Source organism: Parasediminibacterium sp. HNIBRBA5674, assembly GCF_056745525.1.
In genome coordinates, this window is sequence record NZ_JBQWIE010000034.1 from 1 (window position 1) to 24,327 (window position 24,327).

General features: G+C 37.0%; 20 protein-coding genes and 1 riboswitch. Of the genes, 11 read left to right on the forward strand and 9 right to left on the reverse strand.

The features are described 5' to 3' along the window. Positions 1 to 133: 133 nt before the first annotated feature. The 3 genes from ACT9TX_RS14860 (at position 134) to ACT9TX_RS14870 (ending at position 3,169) form a co-directional block, all read left to right on the forward strand. Positions 134 to 883, forward strand: coding sequence for a DUF6261 family protein (locus tag ACT9TX_RS14860; protein ID WP_481339431.1), 750 nt, complete (start codon positions 134 to 136; stop codon positions 881 to 883). Between the two features lie 163 nt (positions 884 to 1,046). After that, positions 1,047 to 1,292: a hypothetical protein gene (locus tag ACT9TX_RS14865; RefSeq protein WP_481339432.1), complete on the forward strand. Its 246-nt coding sequence runs from the start codon at positions 1,047 to 1,049 to the stop codon at positions 1,290 to 1,292. Positions 1,293 to 1,447: 155 nt separating this feature from the next. Beyond that, on the forward strand, positions 1,448 to 3,169 hold the full coding sequence (locus tag ACT9TX_RS14870) for a M3 family oligoendopeptidase (RefSeq protein ID WP_481339434.1): 1,722 nt from the start codon (positions 1,448 to 1,450) through the stop codon (positions 3,167 to 3,169). A 90-nt stretch (positions 3,170 to 3,259) separates the two neighbouring features. Here ACT9TX_RS14870 and ACT9TX_RS14875 read toward each other — a convergent pair whose 3' ends face one another. The 5 genes from ACT9TX_RS14875 to ACT9TX_RS14895 form a co-directional block, all read right to left on the reverse strand. Then, on the reverse strand, positions 3,260 to 4,144 hold the full coding sequence (locus tag ACT9TX_RS14875; RefSeq protein ID WP_481339435.1) for an MBL fold metallo-hydrolase: 885 nt from the start codon (positions 4,142 to 4,144) through the stop codon (positions 3,260 to 3,262). A 33-nt stretch (positions 4,145 to 4,177) separates the two neighbouring features. Beyond that, the gene (locus tag ACT9TX_RS14880) at positions 4,178 to 5,494 is read right to left on the reverse strand and encodes an MFS transporter (RefSeq protein WP_481339437.1); all 1,317 of its coding nucleotides are present in this window, start codon (positions 5,492 to 5,494) and stop codon (positions 4,178 to 4,180) included. A 93-nt stretch (positions 5,495 to 5,587) separates the two neighbouring features. Beyond that, positions 5,588 to 6,385 (reverse strand): undecaprenyl-diphosphate phosphatase, encoded by a 798-nt coding sequence (locus tag ACT9TX_RS14885; RefSeq protein WP_481339438.1) that lies wholly within the window; start codon positions 6,383 to 6,385, stop codon positions 5,588 to 5,590. 84 nt (positions 6,386 to 6,469) lie between these two features. Beyond that, positions 6,470 to 6,727 (reverse strand): DUF3098 domain-containing protein, encoded by a 258-nt coding sequence (locus ACT9TX_RS14890; protein ID WP_481339440.1) that lies wholly within the window; start codon positions 6,725 to 6,727, stop codon positions 6,470 to 6,472. Positions 6,728 to 6,845: 118 nt separating this feature from the next. Further along, positions 6,846 to 7,721, reverse strand: a complete 876-nt coding sequence (locus ACT9TX_RS14895; protein WP_481339442.1) for a cell division protein FtsX — start codon at positions 7,719 to 7,721, stop codon at positions 6,846 to 6,848. A gap of 318 nt (positions 7,722 to 8,039) precedes the next feature. Between ACT9TX_RS14895 and ACT9TX_RS14900 the strand changes: the two genes are divergently transcribed. From ACT9TX_RS14900 to ACT9TX_RS14915, 4 genes are all read left to right on the forward strand, one after another. After that, on the forward strand, positions 8,040 to 11,066 hold the full coding sequence (locus tag ACT9TX_RS14900; protein WP_481339444.1) for a leucine--tRNA ligase: 3,027 nt from the start codon (positions 8,040 to 8,042) through the stop codon (positions 11,064 to 11,066). A gap of 295 nt (positions 11,067 to 11,361) precedes the next feature. Then, positions 11,362 to 12,345: a D-alanine--D-alanine ligase gene (locus tag ACT9TX_RS14905; protein ID WP_481339446.1), complete on the forward strand. Its 984-nt coding sequence runs from the start codon at positions 11,362 to 11,364 to the stop codon at positions 12,343 to 12,345. A gap of 117 nt (positions 12,346 to 12,462) precedes the next feature. After that, positions 12,463 to 13,272 carry a PASTA domain-containing protein gene (locus ACT9TX_RS14910; RefSeq protein ID WP_481339448.1) on the forward strand — a complete coding sequence of 270 codons (810 nt, stop codon included), beginning with the start codon at positions 12,463 to 12,465 and terminating at the stop codon, positions 13,270 to 13,272. A 3-nt stretch (positions 13,273 to 13,275) separates the two neighbouring features. Next, complete coding sequence (locus tag ACT9TX_RS14915; RefSeq protein WP_481339449.1) at positions 13,276 to 13,581, forward strand: rhodanese-like domain-containing protein; 306 nt, start codon at positions 13,276 to 13,278, stop codon at positions 13,579 to 13,581. 130 nt (positions 13,582 to 13,711) lie between these two features. Here the strand turns inward: ACT9TX_RS14915 and ACT9TX_RS14920 are convergent, their stop codons facing one another. Beyond that, positions 13,712 to 16,084 carry a TonB-dependent receptor gene (locus ACT9TX_RS14920; protein ID WP_481339451.1) on the reverse strand — a complete coding sequence of 791 codons (2,373 nt, stop codon included), beginning with the start codon at positions 16,082 to 16,084 and terminating at the stop codon, positions 13,712 to 13,714. A gap of 74 nt (positions 16,085 to 16,158) precedes the next feature. After that, positions 16,159 to 16,276, reverse strand: a riboswitch (TPP riboswitch). 222 nt (positions 16,277 to 16,498) lie between these two features. On the opposite strand from ACT9TX_RS14920, the gene ACT9TX_RS14925 reads away from it, so the two are divergent. Beyond that, positions 16,499 to 17,227: a head GIN domain-containing protein gene (locus tag ACT9TX_RS14925; protein WP_481339452.1), complete on the forward strand. Its 729-nt coding sequence runs from the start codon at positions 16,499 to 16,501 to the stop codon at positions 17,225 to 17,227. A 91-nt stretch (positions 17,228 to 17,318) separates the two neighbouring features. On the opposite strand, the gene ACT9TX_RS14930 is transcribed toward ACT9TX_RS14925, so the two are convergent. Continuing rightward, positions 17,319 to 17,564: a hypothetical protein gene (locus ACT9TX_RS14930; RefSeq protein ID WP_481339454.1), complete on the reverse strand. Its 246-nt coding sequence runs from the start codon at positions 17,562 to 17,564 to the stop codon at positions 17,319 to 17,321. 446 nt (positions 17,565 to 18,010) lie between these two features. Between ACT9TX_RS14930 and mutL the strand changes: the two genes are divergently transcribed. The 3 genes from mutL to ACT9TX_RS14945 are packed head-to-tail and all read left to right on the forward strand — an operon-like array spanning position 18,011 to position 21,501. After that, positions 18,011 to 19,906, forward strand: coding sequence for a DNA mismatch repair endonuclease MutL (gene mutL / locus ACT9TX_RS14935; RefSeq protein ID WP_481339456.1), 1,896 nt, complete (start codon positions 18,011 to 18,013; stop codon positions 19,904 to 19,906). Between the two features lie 30 nt (positions 19,907 to 19,936). Then, positions 19,937 to 20,350: a hypothetical protein gene (locus ACT9TX_RS14940; protein ID WP_481339457.1), complete on the forward strand. Its 414-nt coding sequence runs from the start codon at positions 19,937 to 19,939 to the stop codon at positions 20,348 to 20,350. A 23-nt stretch (positions 20,351 to 20,373) separates the two neighbouring features. Next, the gene (locus ACT9TX_RS14945) at positions 20,374 to 21,501 is read left to right on the forward strand and encodes a hypothetical protein (RefSeq protein ID WP_481339459.1); all 1,128 of its coding nucleotides are present in this window, start codon (positions 20,374 to 20,376) and stop codon (positions 21,499 to 21,501) included. A 24-nt stretch (positions 21,502 to 21,525) separates the two neighbouring features. Here ACT9TX_RS14945 and ACT9TX_RS14950 read toward each other — a convergent pair whose 3' ends face one another. Both ACT9TX_RS14950 and ACT9TX_RS14955 read right to left on the reverse strand, forming a co-directional pair. Then, positions 21,526 to 22,755, reverse strand: a complete 1,230-nt coding sequence (locus ACT9TX_RS14950) for a serine hydrolase domain-containing protein (RefSeq protein ID WP_481339461.1) — start codon at positions 22,753 to 22,755, stop codon at positions 21,526 to 21,528. 28 nt (positions 22,756 to 22,783) lie between these two features. Next, positions 22,784 to 24,289 carry a lipopolysaccharide biosynthesis protein gene (locus ACT9TX_RS14955; RefSeq protein ID WP_481339462.1) on the reverse strand — a complete coding sequence of 502 codons (1,506 nt, stop codon included), beginning with the start codon at positions 24,287 to 24,289 and terminating at the stop codon, positions 22,784 to 22,786. Between the last annotated feature and the right edge of the window lie 38 nt (positions 24,290 to 24,327).

Genomic DNA, 24,327 nt, shown 5'->3' on the forward strand with positions numbered 1-24,327 from the left:
AGTTTGATGAGTGTGGTAACTTTTAAACTCTTTTCGATGCTCACTTATTTTATAACTAGCAACTTGCGTTAATTAATAAAAACACTTTGGTATAATTTATTTGTGTTTTATATTCGGTGAAAAATAAGCGACCATGAAAATTATTAGCGTAAAAGACAGACAACTTTCTAGCACAGAGTTTTTTGAGTTCTTAAAACAATTGGTAGCCATCCTTACCAAGTACGATACTACCAAGCTGAAAATTAAAAACGTAGCAGATGCCTTAGTGGCCATTTTTACTAGCCTGCAAGCGGCTTTAGACAAAGAAAAAGCCAACCAACTCAACAAAATTTTAAACGAACTAGACCACAAAAGAGATGTATTGATTAGCGCTTTTGTAGCATATCTACACGCTATGACAGATTATCCCGATGCTACCGTAGCAGTACATGCAGCTAGTTTATTACAATACATTACTGGCTTTAGTAACAATATTGCGAGAGAAACACAACTTGCAGAAACCACTATTCTTACCAACATTACTGATGGTTTATTAAACAACCCATCACGTAACGCAGCAGTAATAGCGGTTAATGGCTTGCCTTGGGTTACAGCTATTAAAGCGGTAAATGACAATTACAGCACACAATATGGCAACCGCATTAGTGAAGACAGCAGTAATAAACAAGTAGAAACATTTACCGCCGTACGCAAAAAAGCTGTAACAGCCTATGGCGCACTGATAACCCTATTGCAAAGCCGCTACAACACGGCTAAAGAAGACAATCTAGACATTAGCCTTTACGAAACCTGCATGGCAGATATTAATACCTTAATTACCAAAGTGAATATTTTGGCAGCTACATCAAAGCCGAATGATAAAAGTGGGGATGAAGGGAAGTAAAAGAATTGTTTAAGCAAATAATAAGATTTTCAATAAAACTCTAAATAATTATTAAAATTTTCAAAAAAGTCTTTTATTTACCAATACAATCCTTATAAATAAAATCTCAACAGCGTAGCCGAAAGCTGTAATTTTTCAACGTAGGCAAAAAAACTAAACCCAAATGAGAAGAATGTTTTCAAAAAACTTGCTAACAATGCTTTTAGTAAGTATGACACTTTTTAGCACCTCTTGTGCTACAATTTTAGGCGGTAAGGTTTCAGATTACCAAAGAACTAAGCCAACTGCAGGTCAACCAGCAAGAAAACTACGTGTAGTTGCCTTTGTTGCTGATGTTTGTTTTGGACTTATTCCAGTAGTTGTAGACTTTGCAACTGGTGCCGTTTACAGACCTGAAAACAAAAATTAAGTCAAAAGCAGGTTACTTATGAGAAGTCTTTACAGTCATTTCTAACCTGCTTTTAATTATTCCACATATCAATGAAGTAATCTAGTTGTTATAAAGGGGTTACAAAAAATCATCCACCTAATTACCGTTACATTTGCCATCTAAAATTTAGAGTGATGCAAACCTTAAGTGCGGATATTAAAAAACTAGAACGCCATTTTTTACCTGCTGATTTTACGGTAACAACTTGGGAAAGTTTAGAACCTTATTTTAAACAATTATTAGATAGAGACATTGCTTCGGTGGCAGACCTACACCAATGGCTAAAAGACATGAGCGAGGTAGAAGCGGTGGTAAGTGAAGATGCTTGCTGGCGCCAAATAAAAATGACTTGCGATACTACCGACAAGGCATTGGAAGAAGCGTTTACCTATTTCTGTATGGAAATTCAGCCAAAGCTGCAACCTTATGCAGACGCGCTGAACAAAAAACTGATTGCCTCACCATTTACCGCTGAGCTAGACAAAGACCAATACTTCACTTATTTGCGCAGCGTAAAAAAGAATATTGATTTATTTAGAGAAGAAAATATACCGCTACAGGCAGAACTAAGTGTGATGCAGCAACAGTACGGTGCTATTGCTGGTAAAATGACGGTGGAAGTAAATGACCAAGAATACACGCTGCAACAAGCGAGTAAATTTTTAGAAAGTCATGATAGAAACCTGCGTGAAAGCGTGTTCCGCAAGATACAAGAGCGCCGCCTGCAAGATCAAGATGCGATGCATGAATTGTACTCGCAGTTGATAGCAAAACGCCATCAAGTAGCCGTAAATGCTGGTTTTGCTAATTATCGTGATTATAAGTTTGTAGAACTTGGCAGATTTGATTATACCAAAGAAGATTGCTTTGACTTTCACGAGGCAGTGAAGCTGCATGTGTTACCATTAATTGAAACCATTTACGCTAAAAAGAAAGCCAAACTTGGTTTAGCTACGCTAAGACCTTGGGATACTGAAGCCGAACAAGAAGGTGTAACACCGTTAAAACCATTTACCACAGGTTCAGATTTGTTAAGCAAATCTATCACTTGCTTTGAGCAGTTGAACCCGTTTTTTGCTGACTGCTTACGCAAAATGGACGAGCTAAAACATTTTGACCTAGAAAGTAGGAAAGGTAAAGCACCGGGTGGTTATAATTGTCCGCTAACAGAAAGTGGCGCACCATTTATATTTATGAATGCTGCTGGGCAAATGAGTGATGTAACGACCATGGTACATGAAGGTGGTCATGCGATACATTCGTTTTTAGCACACGAGCTAGAGTTAAGTGCGTTTAAAGAATATCCGATGGAAATAGCAGAAGTAGCAAGCATGGCTATGGAACTATTTAGCATGAACCATTGGGAAAGCTTTTTTGATAATGCAGATGATTTAAAAAGAGCGAAAGAGCATCAATTGGAAAGAACGATTACGATTTTCCCTTGGATAGCCATTATAGATAAATTTCAACATTGGGTGTATGAAAACCCAACGCATACTGTGGCTGAAAGAACCGAAACTTGGACGGCAATTTTAAATGAGTTTTCTACCAAGAGTATTGATTTTACTGGCTTAGATATGTACAGAGCCATTGCTTGGCAGCGTCAGTTGCATTTATTTGAAGTGCCGTTTTACTATATTGAATATGGTATTGCGCAGCTAGGCGCAATAGGTTTATGGATGCAATACCAAGCCAATCCGCAACAGGCATTGCAAAACTATATTAATGCACTAAGCTTAGGTGGTACTAAAACCTTGCCTGCCTTGTATGAAGCGGCAGGATTACAATTTGATTTATCGCCTAATCACATCAAAACTTTGATGGAATTTGTGAGTGTAGAGATGGAAAAATTGTAATTATTTCACACAAAGGAACTAAGAAGACAAAGGATACGAAGAATAGTATTTGTTATAATTACGGCTCGCAGAATGCGGGCCGTAATTGTTTTATATTTCATCTAATCTAAAAGTTGCTTTTACTCTAATGCCCTTTTCTGTTTGCTGTAAAGTACAGCATTCGTTTACAGGGTCGTGTTCAAAAAAGAGGATGTAATTATTGTCAACTGCTTCTTGCAGAAAGCTTGTTTTTTCTTGCAGGGTAGTGAGTGGAAACATATCGTAACCCATTACATAAGGCAAAGGTATGTGTGCGGTAGAAGGCAATAAATCTGCCATGTACACAATCGTGTGACCTTTGTAAGTTAACTGTGGTAGCATCATTGCATCGGTATGACCATTGGCTATGCGATAGCTGATATTGCTAGTAATACCTGAAGGAATATTGAGTAATAATTGTTTGCCATCTAAGTTTTGCCAATTATCTGAAGGCATTGGTACAAATTGTAGTTTGCCACTTGCTTCTATTGGTAAAATATTCTCTTTTAGGAAGGAGGCTTTTTCTCTTGCATTAGGCTGTGTAGCCCACAACCAATGGCGTTGATTGCACCAGAAATTGGCGTTCTTAAATGCTGATACTAATTGGTCACCATAACTTACAATAGCACCACCACAGTGATCAAAATGTAAGTGCGTGAATACTACATCGGTAACATCTTCTTTGGTAAACCCATACTTTGCTAAAGAACTATCCAACGTGTCATTACCAAACATGTAGTAATGTGAAAAAAACTTCGCATCTTGTTTGTCACCCATGCCAGTATCTACCAAAATTAGTTTGCCTTCATCTTCTATCAATAAACAACGCAAAGCCCAGCTACACATGTTATTGTCATCGGCAGGGTTTAGTTTGTTCCAAATACTTTTAGGCACTACACCAAACATAGCACCGCCATCTAGCTTAAAATAACCTGCGTTGATAGAGTAGAGTTTCATTGTGGCAATTAGGAATTTCTAATTTGAGATTGATTATTGTGTAACAACCGCTTTATGTTTTTTCTCTGCTTTGATGGTATAAATTAATAGCAATAAACCAACAATAAAAAAGGTCATTAGGGCTAAAATAGAATTGCGTTGAGAGCCACCTGCTAGCTCAGTAATATAGCCGTAGCTGAACATACCAATCACAATCGCTATTTTTTCAGTTACATCGTAAAAACTAAAAAACGACGTCGTGTCTTTGGTTTCAGGCATTAGCTTGGCGTAAGTAGAACGGCTTAAAGATTGAATACCGCCCATTACAAAACCAACTACAGTAGCCAAACCGTAAAACTGATAGATACCATTACGAGGTACTAAATAACCGAGAACACAACAGATAATCCAAATAACTACCACACCTGCTAGTACTTGTAAGTTGCCAAACTTGCCAGATAATTTAGACATTAACAAAGAGCCAGGAATAGCTACCAATTGTATTAATAAGATGGCAACAATTAGGTTGGTTACGGGGATATTCAATTCGCTTTTACCATACAAAGTAGCTGCAAGCATAATGGTTTGCACACCCATATTGTAGCAGAAAAAGGCAGCTAAATATCTTTTTAAAACAGGTAGTTTTTTTATTTGTGCAAATACTTTTTTTAATTCAATAAAACCATTGGCTACAATATTATGCTCTGGCCTTACAGCAGCAGGCGTGCCATTTGGCAATACTTTTAAAGGAATTTGTGCGAAGCCAAACCACCAAATACCAACTAATAAAAATGAAATTTGTAAAGATTGAGCGTCAGTAGATAAACCGAATAACTCTTTTTTAAATAGTAATACAAAGCACACAATTTGCAGCAACACACTACCAATATAGCCCATGGTAAAGCCTTTAGCACTTACACGGTCTTGGTCTTCTTCTGCGGCAATTTCTGGCAAGTAAGAATTGTAAAATACTAAGCTGCTCCAATAACCAATGCATGCAATAATTACCAAAATAATACCTAGCGTTACAGTATGCCCATTAAAAAAATACAAGCCACTGCAAGCGACGCTACCCATGGTACAGAAGAAACGCAAGAACGATTTTTTATTGCCTTTATAATCTGCAATTGATGATAGAATTGGGCTCATAATGGCCACAATTAAGAAAGCAAAACCCAATGCATAATTGTACAAAGCAGTGTTTACGTAGCTTCTGCCTAAAAATTGTACTTCGTTGTGCGTAGCATCGTTTTTAGTTACTGCTTCAAAATATGCAGGAAACATAGTTGAGGTAATAACTAGATTGTAGACACTATTGGCCCAATCGTACATGGCCCAACCATTAATAATTTTCTTAGAAGCAGTTTTCATACGTGAATAGTTAGTGGTTAGTAGTTAAAGGATAAACGTGAAATACCTTATTAGAAGTTGCTATTATTTCACGTTTACCCTTTAACGTTTTACTTATTTAATAACGCCTTGTTGAATTAATAATAACACAGCAATACCAACAATAATTCTGTACCAGCCAAATAGTTTAAAACCATGTTTTTGCAAATAGCTAATAAAAAATTTAATAGCCAATAATGCCACCACAAATGCTACTACATTACCAATACCTAGTAGTATTAAGTTGTCTTTATTCTTTAAAATTTCAGGGTGCGTGGTAAAGGTTTTTAGTAATTTATAACCTGTTGCCGCTGCCATAGTTGGTACGGCCAAAAAGAAAGAAAATTCTGCCGCTACGTTTCTTGTAAGCTTTTGTTGCATACCACCTATAATACTTGCAGCACTTCTACTTACACCAGGTATCATCGCTATGCATTGCCAAATACCAATAATAAAACCTGTTTTAAAAGTAATGTCTTTTTCCTCGGCAATTGTAGGTGTTTTAAATAATTTATCTACAAATAGTAACGCAATACCGCCTACTAATAAACTCACAGCAACAGTTGTAGGACTTTCTAATAAATCGTCAATTTTATCAGAAAATAATTTACCTAATACTAAAGCTGGTATTACCGCTACTGCCAATTTTAAATAAAATTGCCATTTTGAAAAATCGAAAAACTTTTTCCAATATAAAATCACTACTGATAGTATAGCACCAAGTTGAATTGCAACCTCAAATAATTTGGTAAACTCATCTTTTTCAATACCCATGATTGAGCTTGTAATAATCATGTGTCCAGTGCTAGAAACTGGTAAAAACTCTGTAAGTCCTTCTACAATTGCGATGATGATAGATTGTAATTTGTCCATAAGTGTGGTTAGTTATTTTTGTATAAAGTAAAGAAACAAAAAAAGCGATGATAAACATCGCTTTACTATTATAAGATTGTCAAATTATGCTTCAGACTTTGATTTTTTAAAAATGGCGAAGATCTCTACCAATAAGCCTAAGATGATTAAAATAGGTGCTACAGTAACACGTGTAGTGCTATACACAACGTTGTAATCAAAAACTTTAGGATCAGCATTTTTGCCACCGCTCATTAAAAACATACCCAATGCAATAATTGCAGCACCAATACCCATCCATAAGTAATTATCTTTTGTAAAAAGCGGTGCTAAAGCAGTTGTTGTTTTTTTAGTCTCAGCCATAATTGTGTGTTTAAAAGAGAGTGCAATATAAGGAAGTCAATTGTGAATAGTCAATAGTCAATATTTTTTTCACCTTTTATCATTCACTGTCGTCTATCGACTGTGGGCCATCGACCAATTAATATAAATCGTCCAATTTCATTTTTAAGTATTTCAAAACACTTCTATGAGTACTCAAAAGCGAAATACCAACACCTATCAGCGTCATACCGCCAAATAGCGTTAATGTTAATTCTGTGTTTCTAATACCACGCAACTGAGGAAATTGACTTTCAGCCCATTGAATCATGGTGAACAGCAACACAATGGCAATAGCAGAACTAATTAAGCCATTAATTATCGCTTTTATATCCATTGGCTTTGCAATAAAACCTCGTGTAGCGCCTACCATTTGCATGGTTTTAATTAAAAATCGGTTGCTAAACATGGCCAAGCGAATGGTATTATCGATGCTAAAAATTACAATCACACACAGCACAATAGCTACTACCAAAAATATCAAGCCTATTTTACTAGCTTTCTCGTTAAGGCTAGTTACTAATGTAGGTGGATATTGCAATTCGGTAATTTGATTGCCATATGCAGCCATTAACATGCTAGATACTTTTTTTAAGCTATCAGCATTTACATACTCAGACTTTGCATAAAAATCTATGCTTTCAGGCAATGGGTTCACGTCTAAAATCTTCGCCCAATCCTCATTATTTTCCTTGTTCCAAATTTCTTTAGCCGTTTCTTTATTTACGTAAGTCACGTTTTTAGCAAAAGGCTGCGCAGCAATATATTGTTGAATTTGCGCAATGGTATCTTTGTTTTGCGTACGCAAATAGGCACTTAAGCGAATGTCTTCTTTAAAATTGTTGGCCACTTGCTTAAAATTTAAGAAAAACCAACCCATAATACCCATAATTAATAATACCAAACTTACACCCACAATGCTGTAAATGTAATTGGGTTTACTACGTTTTAAACCGCCTTTGCCTGCTGCTGCCATATTTTCAATTTTTGGTCTTCCCCTTTTGGGGGAAGGTTTGGATGGGGGCTGCAAATGTAGCCAAACACATACATTTGCAACCATTATAACGCATTTGGTAGTTGCTAAAGTATGTGTATTGCTAATTAAACTGCTATAAAGTTTTGTTAGTTTTTTTATGTAACCAGCAGTTGTGTACTATTAAACAGTTGTTGCAAGTTCATACTGAGTTTACGAAGTACCTACTGCATCGGTTAGATACTTCATTCAGCTTTTATCTATGCGTAGTGTTAATTAGTAAATATAAAACATCAAAATTTCCCGTTAGGGCTAGGGCACATGGAATATAAATTTAGAGAAATAGAGAAAAAGTGGCAAGATGTATGGGCAGATAAGCAGGCCTATAAAGTGAGTAATATTAGTGATAGGCCTAAGTGCTATGTGTTAGATATGTTTCCTTACCCAAGTGGTGCAGGCTTGCATGTGGGCCATCCATTAGGCTACATTTCTAGCGATATTTATAGCCGTTACAAAAGGTTAAAAGGCTTCAATGTATTGCATCCTATGGGTTACGATGCCTTTGGCTTGCCGGCAGAACAATATGCGATTGAGCATGGTATTCACCCAGAAATTTCTACTGCTAATAACATCAATAATTTTAGAGCGCAACTTGATAAAATTGGTTTCAGCTACGATTGGGACAGAGAAGTAAATACGTCTAAACCAGAATATTACAAATGGACGCAGTGGATTTTTCTACAATTATTTAATAGCTGGTTTAACCGTGCTAGTAAAAAAGCAGAACCAATTACTACGCTAATTAGTGCTTTTGAGAAAGAGGGCTCTAAAGCGGTCGATGGTCAACGGTCAACGGTCAACAGTTTTTCTGCTGCCGAATGGCAAGCGTTTGACGAGAAAACCAAACAAGCTATTTTAATGGAATTTCGCTTGGCGTATTGTGGCTATGGCGAGGTAAACTGGTGCGAGGCTTTAGGCACCGTATTGGCAAATGATGAAGTGGTAAATGGTGTAAGCGAACGTGGTGGTCATCCTGTGGTAAAAAAGAAATTGCGTCAGTGGTATTTGCGCATTACAGAATATGCTGACCGCTTGCTTGAAGGCTTGCAAACAGTAGACTTTAGTGATGCCATGAAGGAAATGCAAACCAACTGGATTGGTAAAAGTTATGGGGCAGAAATAACGTTTAACATCGCTAGTCGTAAATCGAATAACGGTAGTGAACTTGCGAATAACGATTCTCGATTAACGGTATATACAACTCGCCCCGATACCATTTTTGGTGTTGACTTTATGGTAATTGCACCAGAGCTAGAATGGATACCTGAGGTGGTAAGTGCTGAGCAACAACAAGCGGTTGAGGACTATTTGACTTATGTAAAAAGTCGTAGCGATAGAGAACGTCAGGCAGAGAAAAAAATAAGTGGTGTGTTCACTGGTGCTTATGCAATTAACCCATTTGATGGTCGTGAAATTCCTATCTGGATAAGCGAATATGTATTGGCTGGTTATGGTACAGGCGCTATTATGGCCGTGCCTTGTGGTGATGAGCGTGACTTTAAATTTGCCAAACACTTTAATATTCCTATCACCAATATTTTAGGTGATGCGTTTAATGGTGAAGAACCCAACCCTACTAAAGACGCTATTTTAACCAATAGTGGCTTTTTAAACGGTATGGTATTGCGTGATGCGATAGATGTGGTGATTACCAAGCTAGAAGAAATGGGTATTGGTACACGCAAAACCAATTTTAAAATGCGTGATGCTGCGTTTAGCCGTCAGCGTTATTGGGGCGAACCTTTTCCTATTCAATGGAAAGATGGTACAGCATTTCCTTTAGCAGAAACCGAATTGCCTTTAGAATTACCAAAAGTAGATTCTTACTCGCCAGGCCAAGAAGGTGAAGGTCCTTTAGCCAATATACCTGAATGGGTGGCGAAAGAATTAGAGACCAATACGATGCCTGGTTATGCTGGTTCTTCTTGGTATTTCTTGCGTTATATGGATCCTCACAATACTGAAACATTTGCCAGCAGACAAGCCACGGATTATTGGAATCAAGTAGACTTATACATTGGTGGTACAGAACATGCTGTAGGGCATTTATTGTACAGCCGTATGTGGACGAAAGCCTTGTACGACCTAGGTTTTATTGGTTTTGATGAACCATTTAAGAAGTTATTAAATCAGGGGATGATTACTGGTGAGAGTGCATTTGTTAATATGTTAGGTGTGACTTTTGTAAAAAATATTCAAGCTACAATCACAGAAGATGACGAGGTAAATTTGATTTATTTAAAAGAAAAGTATTCAATTATAAAGGATAAATATATATCGTCGGATTTAATTGATTATATTAAAAAATCATACTTTAAAATTGATAATGAGGATGAAAAGAAACACATGGCAATTAGGAATCAAATAATCCAATATTTCATTGGTACTTTAAATCAAGAAATAAAAGAACTAGGATTAGAGGGTAAATTTGAATTATCGCCTTTTCCAATGGCTTTTACAGTTTTCAAAATGAGAGTTCCTATCGACTATGTTAATACAAAAAATGAACTTGACTATGAAAGATTAAAGCAGGAAGATGCTCGATACTCAAATAGTGATTTTTTATCCGCCTCAGGAACATTTATTTGTTCCCGTGAAGTTGAAAAGATGTCTAAGTCTAAGTTGAATGTTGTTAATCCCAATGATATAATAGAAAAATTCGGTGCAGATACTTTTAGAATGTACGAGATGTTTTTAGGTCCAGTAGACCAAAGTAAACCTTGGGACACAAAAGGTATTGAAGGCGTGCATCGCTTTTTAAAGAAACTATGGCGCTTATTTTTTGATGATATAAAAGGTAAGGTTTGGAACGAAAACGAACCAACGGCTGAAGAGTTAAAAATTTTACACAGAACCATTCAAAAAATTGAAAGCGATACAGAGCGTTTTAGCTTTAATACAGCCGTATCTGCATTTATGGTTTGTGTAAATGACCTAAGCGATGCAAAATGTAACAAACGTGCTATTCTAGAACCTGTATTAATATTGCTTACACCTTATGCACCACATATTGCAGAAGAATTATGGAGTGCTTTAGGCAATACAACCTTAATTATTGATGCGGCTTATCCAAAATTTGAAGCTAAGTATGTAGCAGAAAGCAGTAAAGATTATCCGGTAAGTATTAATGGTAAAGTACGTGCGAATATTACCATTGCATTAGATGTAGAACAAGCAGCCGTAGAAGAAATTGTATTGGCAAATGACACGGTACAAAAATGGCTTGAAGGTAAAGCACCTAAAAAAATCATCTTTGTAAAAAACAGAATGATCAATATTGTGCCTTAAAAAAATAGGAACACTGATGTTACGGATTTGAACGGATGAAGCGAATTTTTACATAAGAACGACAAACAAAGGGTACATAGTCAATTACTATGTGCCCTTTGTTTATCTATGAACCTATGTGTTTAATTTTACGCTACGACAAAAGCTGCATAAAGAACTGAAAGTACAAAAGGACGCAACGATGCTAAATAGTAGTACAAAAGTTGGTAACATAAATATCTTACAACACATTAACGGCTTTTAAACACAGCATTCTAATCATAGTTATATATTTGGCATCAATCGGAAAAAAGTTATGAAGAAAAAGATTGCACTGGTTACAGGCGGCTTAAGTGGCGAGGCGGTAATTAGTTATAAAAGCGCTATTACGGTAGGTAATAATATTGATACAGATAAGTTTGATTGGTATAAAATAGATATAAACGAGAGCGGTTGGTGGTTTGAAGCAGTCGACGGTCAACGGTCGACGGTCGACAGAACAGATTTTTCGATAGAAGTTGGTGGCGAAAAAATAAGTTTTGATGCAGTGTTGTTGTGCATTCATGGTACACCTGGTGAAGATGGCAAACTACAAGGCTATTTTGATATGCTTGGCTTGCCATACACAAGTTGCGATGCGGCGACATCGGCATTAACATTTAATAAACGCTACACAGTTGCTGTGGCTGCATTTGGTGGCATAAATGTTGCTAAGAGTTTGCATATTTTTAAGCACACACCTGTAGCACCTGAAGCGGTATTGCAACAACTCAACTTACCAGTATTTGTGAAGCCAAACAATGGCGGTAGCAGTATTGGTATGAGTAAAGTAAACGAGGCAAACGAGCTACAAGCAGCACTAGACAAGGCTTTTAAAGAAGATAATCAGATTTTAGTAGAAGAATTTATAAAAGGTAGAGAATTTACCATTGGCGTTTTTAAAACCAAAGGGCAAATAATTACGCTGCCAATGACAGAGGTAATTACCAAAAAAGAATTCTTTGATTTTGAAGCAAAATATCAGGGCTTGAGCGAAGAAATTACACCCGCCGTGCTAGATGATGTGTATGCTAATAAAATTCGCCAAGCTGCAAAAAGGGCTTACGAAGTACTAAACTGTAGAGGTGTGGTGCGTATAGATTTTATATTGAACGAAGCAACTGGTGAACCGTATATGCTAGAAGTGAATACGGTACCGGGGCAAAGTGAAGCGAGCATAATACCACAGCAAGTAAAAGCTATGGGGTGGACCTTGAAAGACTTTTATACGGCTGTAATTGAAGAAGCGTTTGCTTATTAGAAGCGTGAATCGTAAGTCGATTATCGCAAGTAATAGTGACAAATTCGTGTAATTCGTGTAATTCGTGACATTAGCTTTAATTCGTGTAATAATTTTTTTAATAAACAAACTATCAACGTGTTTAAATTCATCACCAATAAACCACTTTGGATAAACATAGTAGTGGGCGTGTTATTGCTAATAGTATTGGTGCTTGGCTTTTTTGCCTCGCTTGGTTGGATAACAGGACATAACAAATACGAGAAAGTACCAGATATTGTAGGGCAAAATATTTACGCAGCTAAAACCGCCCTTGAAGCCAAAGGCTTTAGAGTAGAAATTACTGATAGTGTATTTACCACAGAAGTACCCGGCCTTACCATTACCAAGCAAATACCAGAAGGCGATGCGATGGTGAAACATGGTAGAACCATTTTCTTATCTATTAACCGTGCTGTACCACCATTAATAGATATGCCTAGTCTTGTAGGCTATTCGTACAAAAGCGCTGAATTGTATTTACAAAGTATGGGCTTAAAAATGGGTGATACAACGTATCGTGCCGACTTTGCTCGTAATGCTGTACTAGAACAATTGTTTCAAAATGCGGTAATAAAACCAGGCACTAAAATACCACTTGGTAGTACCATCAGTTTTGTACTTGGTAGTGGTGTTGGTAGCACCGAATTTGAAGTGCCAGATTTAGTAGGCTTAACCTTATCGCAAGCACAAAGTTTATTGAGTTCAATGGGCTTAAGTACAGGGTCGCTAGTAGCTACAGGTAGTATTACCGATTCGCTAAATGCATTTGTAGTAAAGCAAAACCCAGAACCATCAACCGAATTAGTACCGGGCGAAAAAACGCCTAATAAAATAAGAGCTGGTGCTACAATGGATATTTACATAAGTACCACTGCACCTATTAAAGACACCACTAAAACCAACTAAATTATGACTGAGATTTCTGTAGAACAGTTGAAAGCCAGAATGGATGCTGGCGAGAAATTAAACTTACTAGATGTACGTGAGCCAAGCGAATACGCTGAATTTAACTTTGGTGCACCATTGTTTCCTTTGGGAAAAATACAAAGCATGCAAATAGAAGACATTGAACACTTACGTAACGAAGAAGTAATCATTAACTGCCGTAGTGGTAAACGTAGCATGATGGCTTGTATGTTACTAGAGCAAATGGGCTTTACCAATACTGTAAACGTGGTTGGTGGCGTGCTAGACTGGCAAGAGAAAATAAAGTAGTGAGAAGTGAATAGTCAATTGTGAATAGTGAAACGAAATATAATAAAAACGCCAACCATTTTACTGGTTGGCGTTTTTGTTTGCTTAAAATACTCGTGCAATTTGTGTAATTGCATCTTTAATTCGTGACTTAGAATTTAATATTTACACCCAACATAAAATTAGTGCCTGCCATAGGGTAATAAACATTATCTGAACTAACAGCACTACCTACAAAATAGCTGTACGTGTAGCCATTAGGCTCGTATAAACGGTTGAAAATATTATTTACCTGCGCTATAAAATTCCACTCTTTAAACAGCTTGTTTTTCAAAGTATAACTTACTCTAGCATCTTGCGTAAAAAATGAGCCAAGTATTCTGTTATCAGATTCAGCATTGTCTAAATATTGCTTACCTACATATTTGCTAAGCAACGTAACAGTAACATTTTTTACAGGTAACACATTTACAGTTACACCAGAAATAACTGATGGTGAGAATGCAATATTAGTATTGGTATGTGCTACTGCATTTTGACCTAAATAATTAAAACCTGCATCGTAAGCATCTAGGTATTCTGTAAAGTTTTTAATCTTGTTTTTGCTTAGTGTAATGTTACCGCTAGCATTTAACCAATTGGTAAATATATATCCAGCTTGTAACTCTATACCCAAGCGATAGCTATTTGGTACATTGGTTCTTGTGTAAGCACCTACATCATTTATTTTACCAGTCAATACAAGTTGGTCTTTATAGCTCATGTAATACAAGGTAGCACCATAGCTAAATGCTGCACCCTTCTTTTCTATACCTAATTCAAAATCATTCAATTTCTCTGCTTTTGGCTGTGTGGTTACACCTGCCTCAAAGTCGTCTCTATTAGGCTCTTTATTGGCCATAGCGTAGCTAGCATATACTTGCCAGCCTTTATTGGCGTAGCTAATACCAAGTTTAGGATTTACAAAATCAAATGCTCTATCTACACGTAGTGTTGGATTTTTTCTAAAACCATTCATGGTATGTTTTACATGTTTGTACTGCAAGTCGGTAAACAATTCAAAGTGTTTTGCAAATTGGTATTGCCATTTTGCATACGCATTCACATCTGTTTTTAAAGCAGGTGTATTATACCATTGATAGTCTTTATTTACACCACCATTTTTTGCCCAAATAATATTGCCATAATGACCACCTTCATAAGTGCTCCAGCCGCCACCAACAATTAGTTGATGCTTATCTTTTTTGTATTGCAAAGAAGCTATTTGCCCATAAAACTTGTTATCTAAATATAACTGACGTACTAAGTCTGTTCTTGTAATAGTTGTAGCGCCAACTACCACATTTGGCAAGCCATAATCTGAATATTTGTTATTGGCTCTAAACTCTTCGTAATAACCTTTACCCGGTGTGAAAAATACGGCAGTGTTAAAGCTTAAGTTGCTATTAAACTGATGGTTAAAAAACAACTGATAGTGGTTTTGCTGATAGTTATCTGTTTGGTTATCGTAGGTAAATTCGTTGTATGTTCTGTTGGTTGGTAAAATATAGTCTGGCACACCGTTCCAAGCTTGGTAGGTTTTTTCTTTACCAGAGAAAATATTAAAACGCAGCGATGATTTTTTGGTAAAATATGCCGCCGATAAACTGAACGATTGCAAGTTACTTGCAGAACGATCGATAAAGCCATCGCTATTAATTCTACTAAACCTTGCATCTACGGTAAAGTGGCCATCTATTAATCCTGTACCAGCTTTCAATGTATTTTTCCAAGTATTAAAGCTACCATAGCTGTTATTACTTTCAGCGTAAGCCTTTTCTATAAATTCATTGGTTTGTAGGTTAATGGTAGCGCCAAAAGCACCCGTACCATTAGATGATGTACCCACACCACGCTGTATTTGTATTGAGTTTAAAGATGAAGCCATATCAGGAATATCTACCCAATAAGTACCTTGGCTTTCAGCATCGTTGTAAGGTATACCGTTAAGCGTTACATTAATTCTCGTTAAATCTACACCACGAATGTAAATATTGGTATAGCCTACACCATTACCTGCATCTGAATTAATTACGGTAGAAGGTGTTTGGTTCAGTAAAAAAGGAATGTCTTGCCCAAGATTCGTTTTAGCAATATCTTCTTTACCAATATTGGTTTTGGTAAATGGTGCTCTATCGCCAGCACGTAGCGATTTTACTTCTAGCGGTTGCAAGTACAAAGCACTAGCTTTTAGCTCTATGGTAATAGCAGATGCAGCTTTACCCACACTTACTTTTTGCGCCGCTTCTACATAGCCTACGCTTGTTACTTGCAAGTCATAATTACCTACAGCAACTTTTGCGAAGCTGAAATTACCGTTTACGTCTGCAACAATAGCAGTATTGCCTAGCTTTACCGTGGCCGATGCAATAGGTTGCTTGGTAGCAGCATCTACAATTTTACCCGAAAAATTAACCTTTTGTGTTTGTGACAGTGCGGAAAGACTGATGATTGTACCAGCCATTGTTCCCAACAAATGTTTCATTGCTTTTTGTTTTAAAAGTTTGAAAAAAATGAGGAACAGGAAAAATAATTGTGCTTGAGGACAGAACGCAATAAATAAAAGAAGTACGCCTTCCCTTCGCAGGCATTACCCTGTTCAGGTTCTACGGGTGTTATCTCAGCCTATTTGCTAGTGGAGCTCTCACTATCAACATCAGCACCCCGAGGAATTGTGCGGCGAAACTAGTGGAAAAATTGGATAGGAACACTGATAACACCGATTTGTACTAATAAAACGCAGATTTTTACTTAAATCGTTCAATAAAATCCTGCGGATTTTTCCATTGTGTTCTTATGAACACCTGTACTAAATCAATCCTTTGTGGTCTTTGCGTGAAATCTTTTTCGCTTTGTAACATATCTTTACCTTGCCCGTTACACTATAAAATACCCTTGTATGAAATATATATTCTTAACCTTGGCAGTTACACTAGCCAGTTTTACCACAAAGGCACAGCAAACCAAAAATTTGGTATTTGATGCCAATGCAGAAATAAGAACCGTAGGCAGTTTTACATCAGTAGAAGTAAGTGGCGCTATCGATTTATACCTATCGCAAAGCAACGATGAAGGCGTGGCTGTAAGCGCTTCTAACGACGAAGCCAAAAGCCGCATTAAAACCGAAGTAACCAATGGTGTGCTACATATTTACGCAGACAATAAAGGCGGTAGCTGGAAAAACTGGGGCAACACCAAAACCAAAGCCTATGTAAGTTTTAAAGATTTAAAACATGTAGAAGCCACAGGTGCTTGCAACGTAATAGTGGTAGATATTATAAAAGTAGCCACTTTAAAGCTAGATTTATCTGGCGCTAGCGACTTTAAAGGCGAGGTAGCAATAGGCAACTTAACCATTGGCGTAAGCGGCGCCTCTAACATGCGCATTAGCGGCAAGGCCGAAAAAACGTATATAGAAGCAAGTGGCGCCTCTAAGATCAAAGGCTACGATTTAAAGGTAGAAAACTGTCGTGCCGAAGCAAGTGGTGCTGCCAATATTCGCATAACAGCTACGAAAGATTTTAAAGCAGAAGCAAGCGGTGCAGCCACCATTTATTACAAAGGCGAAGCCAACATCAGCAACGTAAGCACTAGCGGCGGCGCATCTATCAAAAAGCAAGCAGAATAGCAACTAGTTTTCTATAATTTATATTATTTTTTTACCGAATATAAAACTTCTATTTGGCTGTATTAGTGTTGAATATTGGTTGAAATGGCAACTATTTAAATGATTTAGCAAAAGAGTTGATAATATTAATATTCAACTTTCGCTCTTTGTTACCAGGGCAATGTTCTTCAAAATAAAAAGGTTCGTATAAGTAAAGTTCTTTAATACCTTGTTTTGTTATTAGATAGAAAGAATATTCTGTCCCATCATAAATCTCAAATCTGCAAAAGCCTACTTGTTCAGCTTCTTTACTGTCCTTTATATGCCAGCAGTCATTCTTTTGTATGATTTGCCACAAATCATTTTTATAAATAGCTATTTGCGATACGGGTAATAAATAACGATTAGTATCAGGTGGCGTTGTCTTAGAACTTACAGCTAAATTGATAAACTTATCGACTAATTCTTTTGGGTATGCCCTAGCAGAAAAGTTAGTAAATGGATTTTAATAAGTAAAATAAGCAAGTCCTTCTTTATCGTTTTTACATACTATACTATAATTAGGTTCGTAGTGCAAATTACTGTAATATGAATTATTACGTAGAATCAAAATTGGCTTGTAAATACTTTAGTAAAGGTATTTCGTCTGGTTTCTTTTGGGCTACTAATGCGTTGCCAAGCATTAATAAGCTTATCTCAATCCAACATCTTTTCATCGAATAGCATTTTATTGGCTTAAAGATATTCCAAAGTATTTCTGTTACAATAGTTTTACCTTCGCCCGTTCTAAATAAAGAGATTGTAGTGGCTGATATCATTCAATTATTACCTGATAATATTGCAAACCAAATAGCGGCTGGCGAAGTGATTCAGCGGCCGGCTAGTGCTGTAAAAGAGCTGCTAGAAAACGCTGTAGACGCTGGCGCTACGGAAATAAAACTGATAATTGTAGATGCTGGTAAAACCTTGCTGCAAGTAATAGACAATGGCAAGGGCATGAGCGAAACCGATGCTAGAATGGCATTTGAACGCCATGCAACCAGTAAAATTCGGGCTATTGATGATTTGTTTCGTATAAAAACCATGGGCTTTCGTGGCGAGGCTTTGGCTAGTATAGCAGCAGTAGCGCAAGTAGAACTAAAAACGCGCCGTGCTGAAGACGAACTAGGCGCTTATATAGAAATAGAGAATAGTGTGGTGCTTAAGCAAGAACCTTGCGCCTACCCTATTGGTACTAGCATTAGCATGAAAAACCTGTTTTTTAGTGTACCTGCTAGGCGTAATTTTTTAAAAAGTAATGCTGCTGAAATGCGTCATATTATTGACGAGTTTATTCGTGTGGCCATGGCTTTTCCACATATCTTTTTCTCGCTTACTAGCAATGGTCAGCAGGTGTTTCACTTAGAAGCGGGCAACCTAAAACAGCGTATTGTACAAATATTGGGTAATGGTTATTCGGCCAAGCTTGTGAGCGTAAAAGAAGAAATGGATTACATGAACGTGTATGGCTTTGTGGGCAAGCCTGAAACAGCTAAAAAAACTCGTGGTGACCAATACTTTTTTGTGAATAATCGCTTTATCAAAAGCTCGTACCTGAACCATGCTATCAACACAGCTTTCAACGAAATGATTGCAAAAGATAGCTTTCCGAGTTATGTGTTGTTTATAGATTTAGACCCAAGTGTGGTAGACATCAACGTTCACCCTACTAAGCAAGAGATAAAATTTGAAGACGAGAAAATAGTGTATGCTTTTGTGCAAGCGGCTGTAAAACATGCATTGGCACAGTTTAGTATTGCGCCTTCGCTTGACTTTACACTGAATGCAGACATACAAGGTTTAGATGCCATTAGCAAGCCATTTACCAATAATGAGCAAGACAATGCGGCATCATCTAACCTGTTTAAAACCTTTACACAACGCAACCAGGCACATGCGATAGAACCTACCAACAAAAACGAGTTGAAGAGTTGGAAAGAGTTTTTTGAACCCCTAGCCCCTAAAGGGGAATTATTAAGTGGTAGCTCTGAGGAAATGTACTTTGAATATGAGAAACCTTTTCAATCACTTGTAGCAAGCAACCAGCAACCTGCAACTGGTAGCCAACTGACTACACATCAGTCGTCATATACTATTCAGCATTGCTTGCAATTGCACAATACCTACATTATTGCAGCTACGCAAAATGGTTTTGTATTGGTACATCAGCAGCTAGCACATGAGCGTATTTTGTACGAAAAATACAGTGTAGCCGCACATGGCACACAAATGGCTACGCAAAAAAGTATGTTTCCTGTAAGTCTAGAACTAGTACCTAGCGATGCGGCTTTGCTACAAGAAATTTTACCAGAACTACAAATGATTGGCTACTTGATAGAACCGTTTGGTAATAATACGTTTGTTATTCAAGGTACACCAGCCGATGTGATGCATGGTAATGAGAAACACAGCTTAGAGTTGTTGATAGAGCAGTTTAAACATTTTAGCAGCGACATTAAGTTTAGCAAGCGAGAAAAGCTAGTGCGTTGCATGGCTAGGCAGCAAGCCATTAAAAGCGGGCAAACCTTACAGCCAAAAGAAATGGTTGCACTAGTAGAAGAACTATTTACCTGCAATACACCCAACGTTACGCCCACAGGCAGCCCTACCTATGTAGAGTTTAAAGAGGATTATTTGGATAGAATGTTTCAGCGGTTGTAAATGTATTAAGCATGTAAAAATCATTACGACATGGCAAACGGCCAAGTAAAACTCATCAGATTTGCAGTGATTTCTTTTAGCTTTCTATTGGTTTGGCTTTTATTTAAACATCCTAATCAAATACCTAAAACATTGTTGGAAGCAAATAGTATTGATAGTATTACAATCAGAAACGATGATACCCTTGTAACTATCAAAGATTCGGTACAGATTGCCAAATTCAGAGAATATTTTAAACAAATGGTTGACTACAATGCAAAGAATCTAAGGGCTAGCAAAGGGCTAATACATCTAGAAATATTTGGTAAAGAAAATACGATTGAGATTAGAATTATTGACGGTGTTGACGATGGAAAGGTAATTGAAATAGGTATTGACGATTACAAGAATGATAGCTTAAGTAGTTTAATAGAGCATCTATTTTCAAGGCCATTCAAAAACTAGTAAATATTTTATATTGCAGCATCATGAAGCAATTATTCTGCCTGTTTATTATTACTCAAATGAGCATTTTTGCGCTTGCGCAAAACAAATTGGTACAGCTACAAAGCAGTCCTGAAGCGTATAAGGCACTTGGGCTAGAGAAAGGCACCGTAAAGCCATGGGAAGACGGTAGTAGAACTACCACTGCTAAGGGCAACTTTGAGTGGTGGTATTATGATGCACATCTAGATGACGGCTCGAATGTGGTTATTTCGTTTCACATGCGTGATGCGAAGAAGCTTAATAAAACCATTAGTCCATACATTAGTGTTGATATTAACCTGGCAGATGGTAAAAAGATTGAAAGAAATATTAGATGTAAAGCAAAAGAGTTTCAATCGTCAACAACTACCTGTGATGTACATATCGGTAATAATTATTTTACAGGCGATCTAAAGCAATTTAAAATACATATTGATGATACACTTTTAAAAATGGATATTCATTTTACCAATAAATTCGAAGCGTGGCGACCAGAGACAGGCTATCTTAATTTTGGAAATGATAGCAACTATTTTGCTTGGCTTGTACCAGTTCCTGAAGGTACAACAGAAGTTGATTATAGCTATAAAGGCATTACTACTAACACAAAAGGTATTTGCTACCACGACCATAATTGGGGCAATAAATCATTAGAGAAGCTAGCTCATAATTGGTATTGGGCTGTGGCAAGTCTGGGTCAATATAAGGTTTTAGCTACAGAAATTATCGCTGAAAAGAAATACAATTATGAGCCACAATTGTTTTTTGCTGTTTTTAAAGACGGTAAGCTTGTTGTAGATGATGAAAAAAAAGTAACTCCACTTAGAAGCTATGGCATAAAGCAAACAATTGGTAACAAACCCGTTAGTGATGTACTTTCTTATATTTATAACGATAAAGATTTTACCTACGAATTAATATTAAAACGACAAAAGTTTATTGCCAGTTTGACAATTGTAAAGGGCAACTTAACCCGAAAACTTGTTAAATTATTAACAGGTTTTGATGGTGCTTATTATCGGATGCTTGGCAATGCCACTTTAAATGTTTATGAGAAAGGATGCTTGACAGAGCATGTAACTTCTGATAAGGCACTTTGGGAGTTATTTTATTTTGGTAATCCTTATTAATGAGATAGGCCTCGAACATTATGACTACTTTACAAACGCACCAAGCACTTGCTTTACTGCACCATCCATCGCTTTGTTATCTATCCATCGCACCACCATTACAAGGTCATGTTCTGGATCAACATAAATAATATTGTTGCCATTACCTATGTGCACAAAAGCACTAGCAGGCGCAGATGGCAGCAATTTTTTATCGGCGTTTAGAAACCAGTTCATATAGCCATAATCAGGCTTTGGTTTTGTAGGCGTTAATGCTTGTTTTACCCATTGTTCTGATAATAGTTGCTTGCCATTCCAATTGCCTCTATGCAAGGTTAGTAATCCAAAGCGTGCCATATCGTAAGCATTGATAAACATACCGCCACCCCAATGACCACCACCACTTACACTTTGTACAGGTTGCCCATCTAGCACTATCCATGCATTGCGGTAGCCCGTCCAGCGCCATGTGTTACTAGCACCTATTGGATCCATAATGTATTGCTTTAGTACTTGTGGTAATGGTTTGCGCCAAACGCTTGTAGTAGCCAAAGCCAGTGCATTTACACGTACATCATTGTATTCGTACACCGTACCACTTGGGTGTCTTTCACGTAACCATTTACTAGGGTCAGCATCGGGTCTATCAGCCCATTCTGGTTTACCCCAAAGTGTTCCTTCCCAGTCGCTAGTTTGGCGTAGCATGTCATCCCAGGTAATGGTTTTATTATGTGGCGTTGCAAATAAGTTAAGTAATTGCGGCTGCCCTATTAAGTCAGCAGAGCGGTTTACTTGATTGGGTGTAAATAGTTCTATTGGTGGTACATATTTAGCCACCGTATCATTTACGCTAGTTATCAAGCCACTATCTACAGCTAGCCCCACCACAGATGATAAAAAACTTTTGGTAACGCTGTGCGTCATATCGCAGCGCAAAGGTTCGCCCCAAGTAGCTACAATGTAGCCTTTGTACACAATAATGCCAGTTGGTTCGCCTCGTTCTGCAAATGGGCCAATGCCTTCACCAAAGGGTTCTTTACCAAATGTTTGGTAATGATTTACCTCCATGTTACGTGGGTTCTTGGTTTCATTGGCTTTTGCAAATGCAATGGTCGCATCAATGGCAGTGTTGTTTAAACCCAATTCAGCAGCAGACTTTGCCTGCCAACTACCAAATGGTGGAAAATAGGGTTGAGGTGTAGGTACAACTTTCTTTTGCCCAAAAGCACTTATTTGTGCACTTAGCAACACAAAAGCCAATAACGTTTTGCGCATAACTATTGATATAAAATGTGAGAAGGAATTACTTAATAAACTTACCAATTACTGGCAATTTCTGAAATTCTTTACGTTCTACTAGTAAGATAAACCAAATGTACATATACATTAAAACACTAGCTACGGTAAGGTTAAATACGATGTTTTGCCACAAACTAGTAAGGCCTTTATGGATAAAAAATAGCGTTACTACAATTACCATATAAGCCACTAATTTCTTCCAAGCGTATGGTATGCGGTATTCTTTTTGCCCCCATATATAACTTACTGCCATCATGCTACCATAGCAGAAAAAAGTAGCCCAAGCGCTAGCCATGTAACCATATTTAGGTATAAAAAAGTAATTGATAGAACAAGTAATTAACACACCAAACAAGGTGATATAAGTGCCTGCAATAGTTCTATTACTTAGTTTATACCACACACTGAGGTTATAGTAAATACCAATAAACATATTGGCTAGTAGTAAAATAGGTACAATTTTTAAACCTACACGATAGCTAGGCCCAAGGAAGTACTTCCATATTTCTAGATAAAGCGTTACTACTAAAAACATGAAGCTAATAATGATAACAAAAAACTTCATTACCCTCGCATAAGTTCTTTGAGGGTTTGTACCTTCTGCCTCTTTAAAGAAAAATGGTTCAGCACCCATTCTAAATGCCATAATAAAAATGGTAATCAACAATGACAGCTTGTAACAACCATTGTAAATACCTATTTCGCCTTTCACGTATTCTGATGTGCCAGGTAGCCAAAGTTTTAGCATCCATCTATCTAAGGTTTCATTAATAGTGCCGCCAAAGCCTACAATCAACAATGGTAATGCATAAATCATCATTTCTCGCCATAGTTTTTTGTCGAACACAAATTTAATTTGAGCTATTTCAGCACTTAATAAAACTAGTGTAACGCTTGATTGCAACAAATTAGCTACAACCAAATACACCACTGGATTGGTTTGTGGCGAATAAATGTAACTTACCCAACTGTTTGGATTTTGAGCTAAGGTTTCTGAACAATAATTGATAAAAAACCAAACAGAGAATACATATACTAAAATACTGAAGATATTGATAAAAGCAAAGCGTTTAGGCTTGCCTTCTTGTCGTAATTTGGCAAATGGGATTCTAGTTATAGCATCAATAGCTATTATAAAAATTGTATACTGTATAATACTCGGAGAGTCAGAAAAGCCAGTAGCACTTGTAATGTCAGACCTAAAAAACCACAGAATTAGTGTAAAGCAAATAGTAGAAAAAATAATAGATAATGATGCTGTACTGTATATTGTTAATTGATACTCTTTTCGGGATGAAAACCTGAAATAAGTCGTTTCAAAACCATAAGTAAATAAAATACTTAATAAAGGAATGGCTGCATATACAACAGACATATCACCAAAATTAGCCCTAGTTACGTGATTTGAATAGGTTAAAAATAACGATACAAAGTAGTTTATGAACTTAGCGCCAATGCTGCTAAGCCCGTACCACAATGTTTGCCCCGCTAATTTTTTAATATTACTCAATGATAAAAGTTGGTTAGGCTGCTAAAGTAACAAATGTG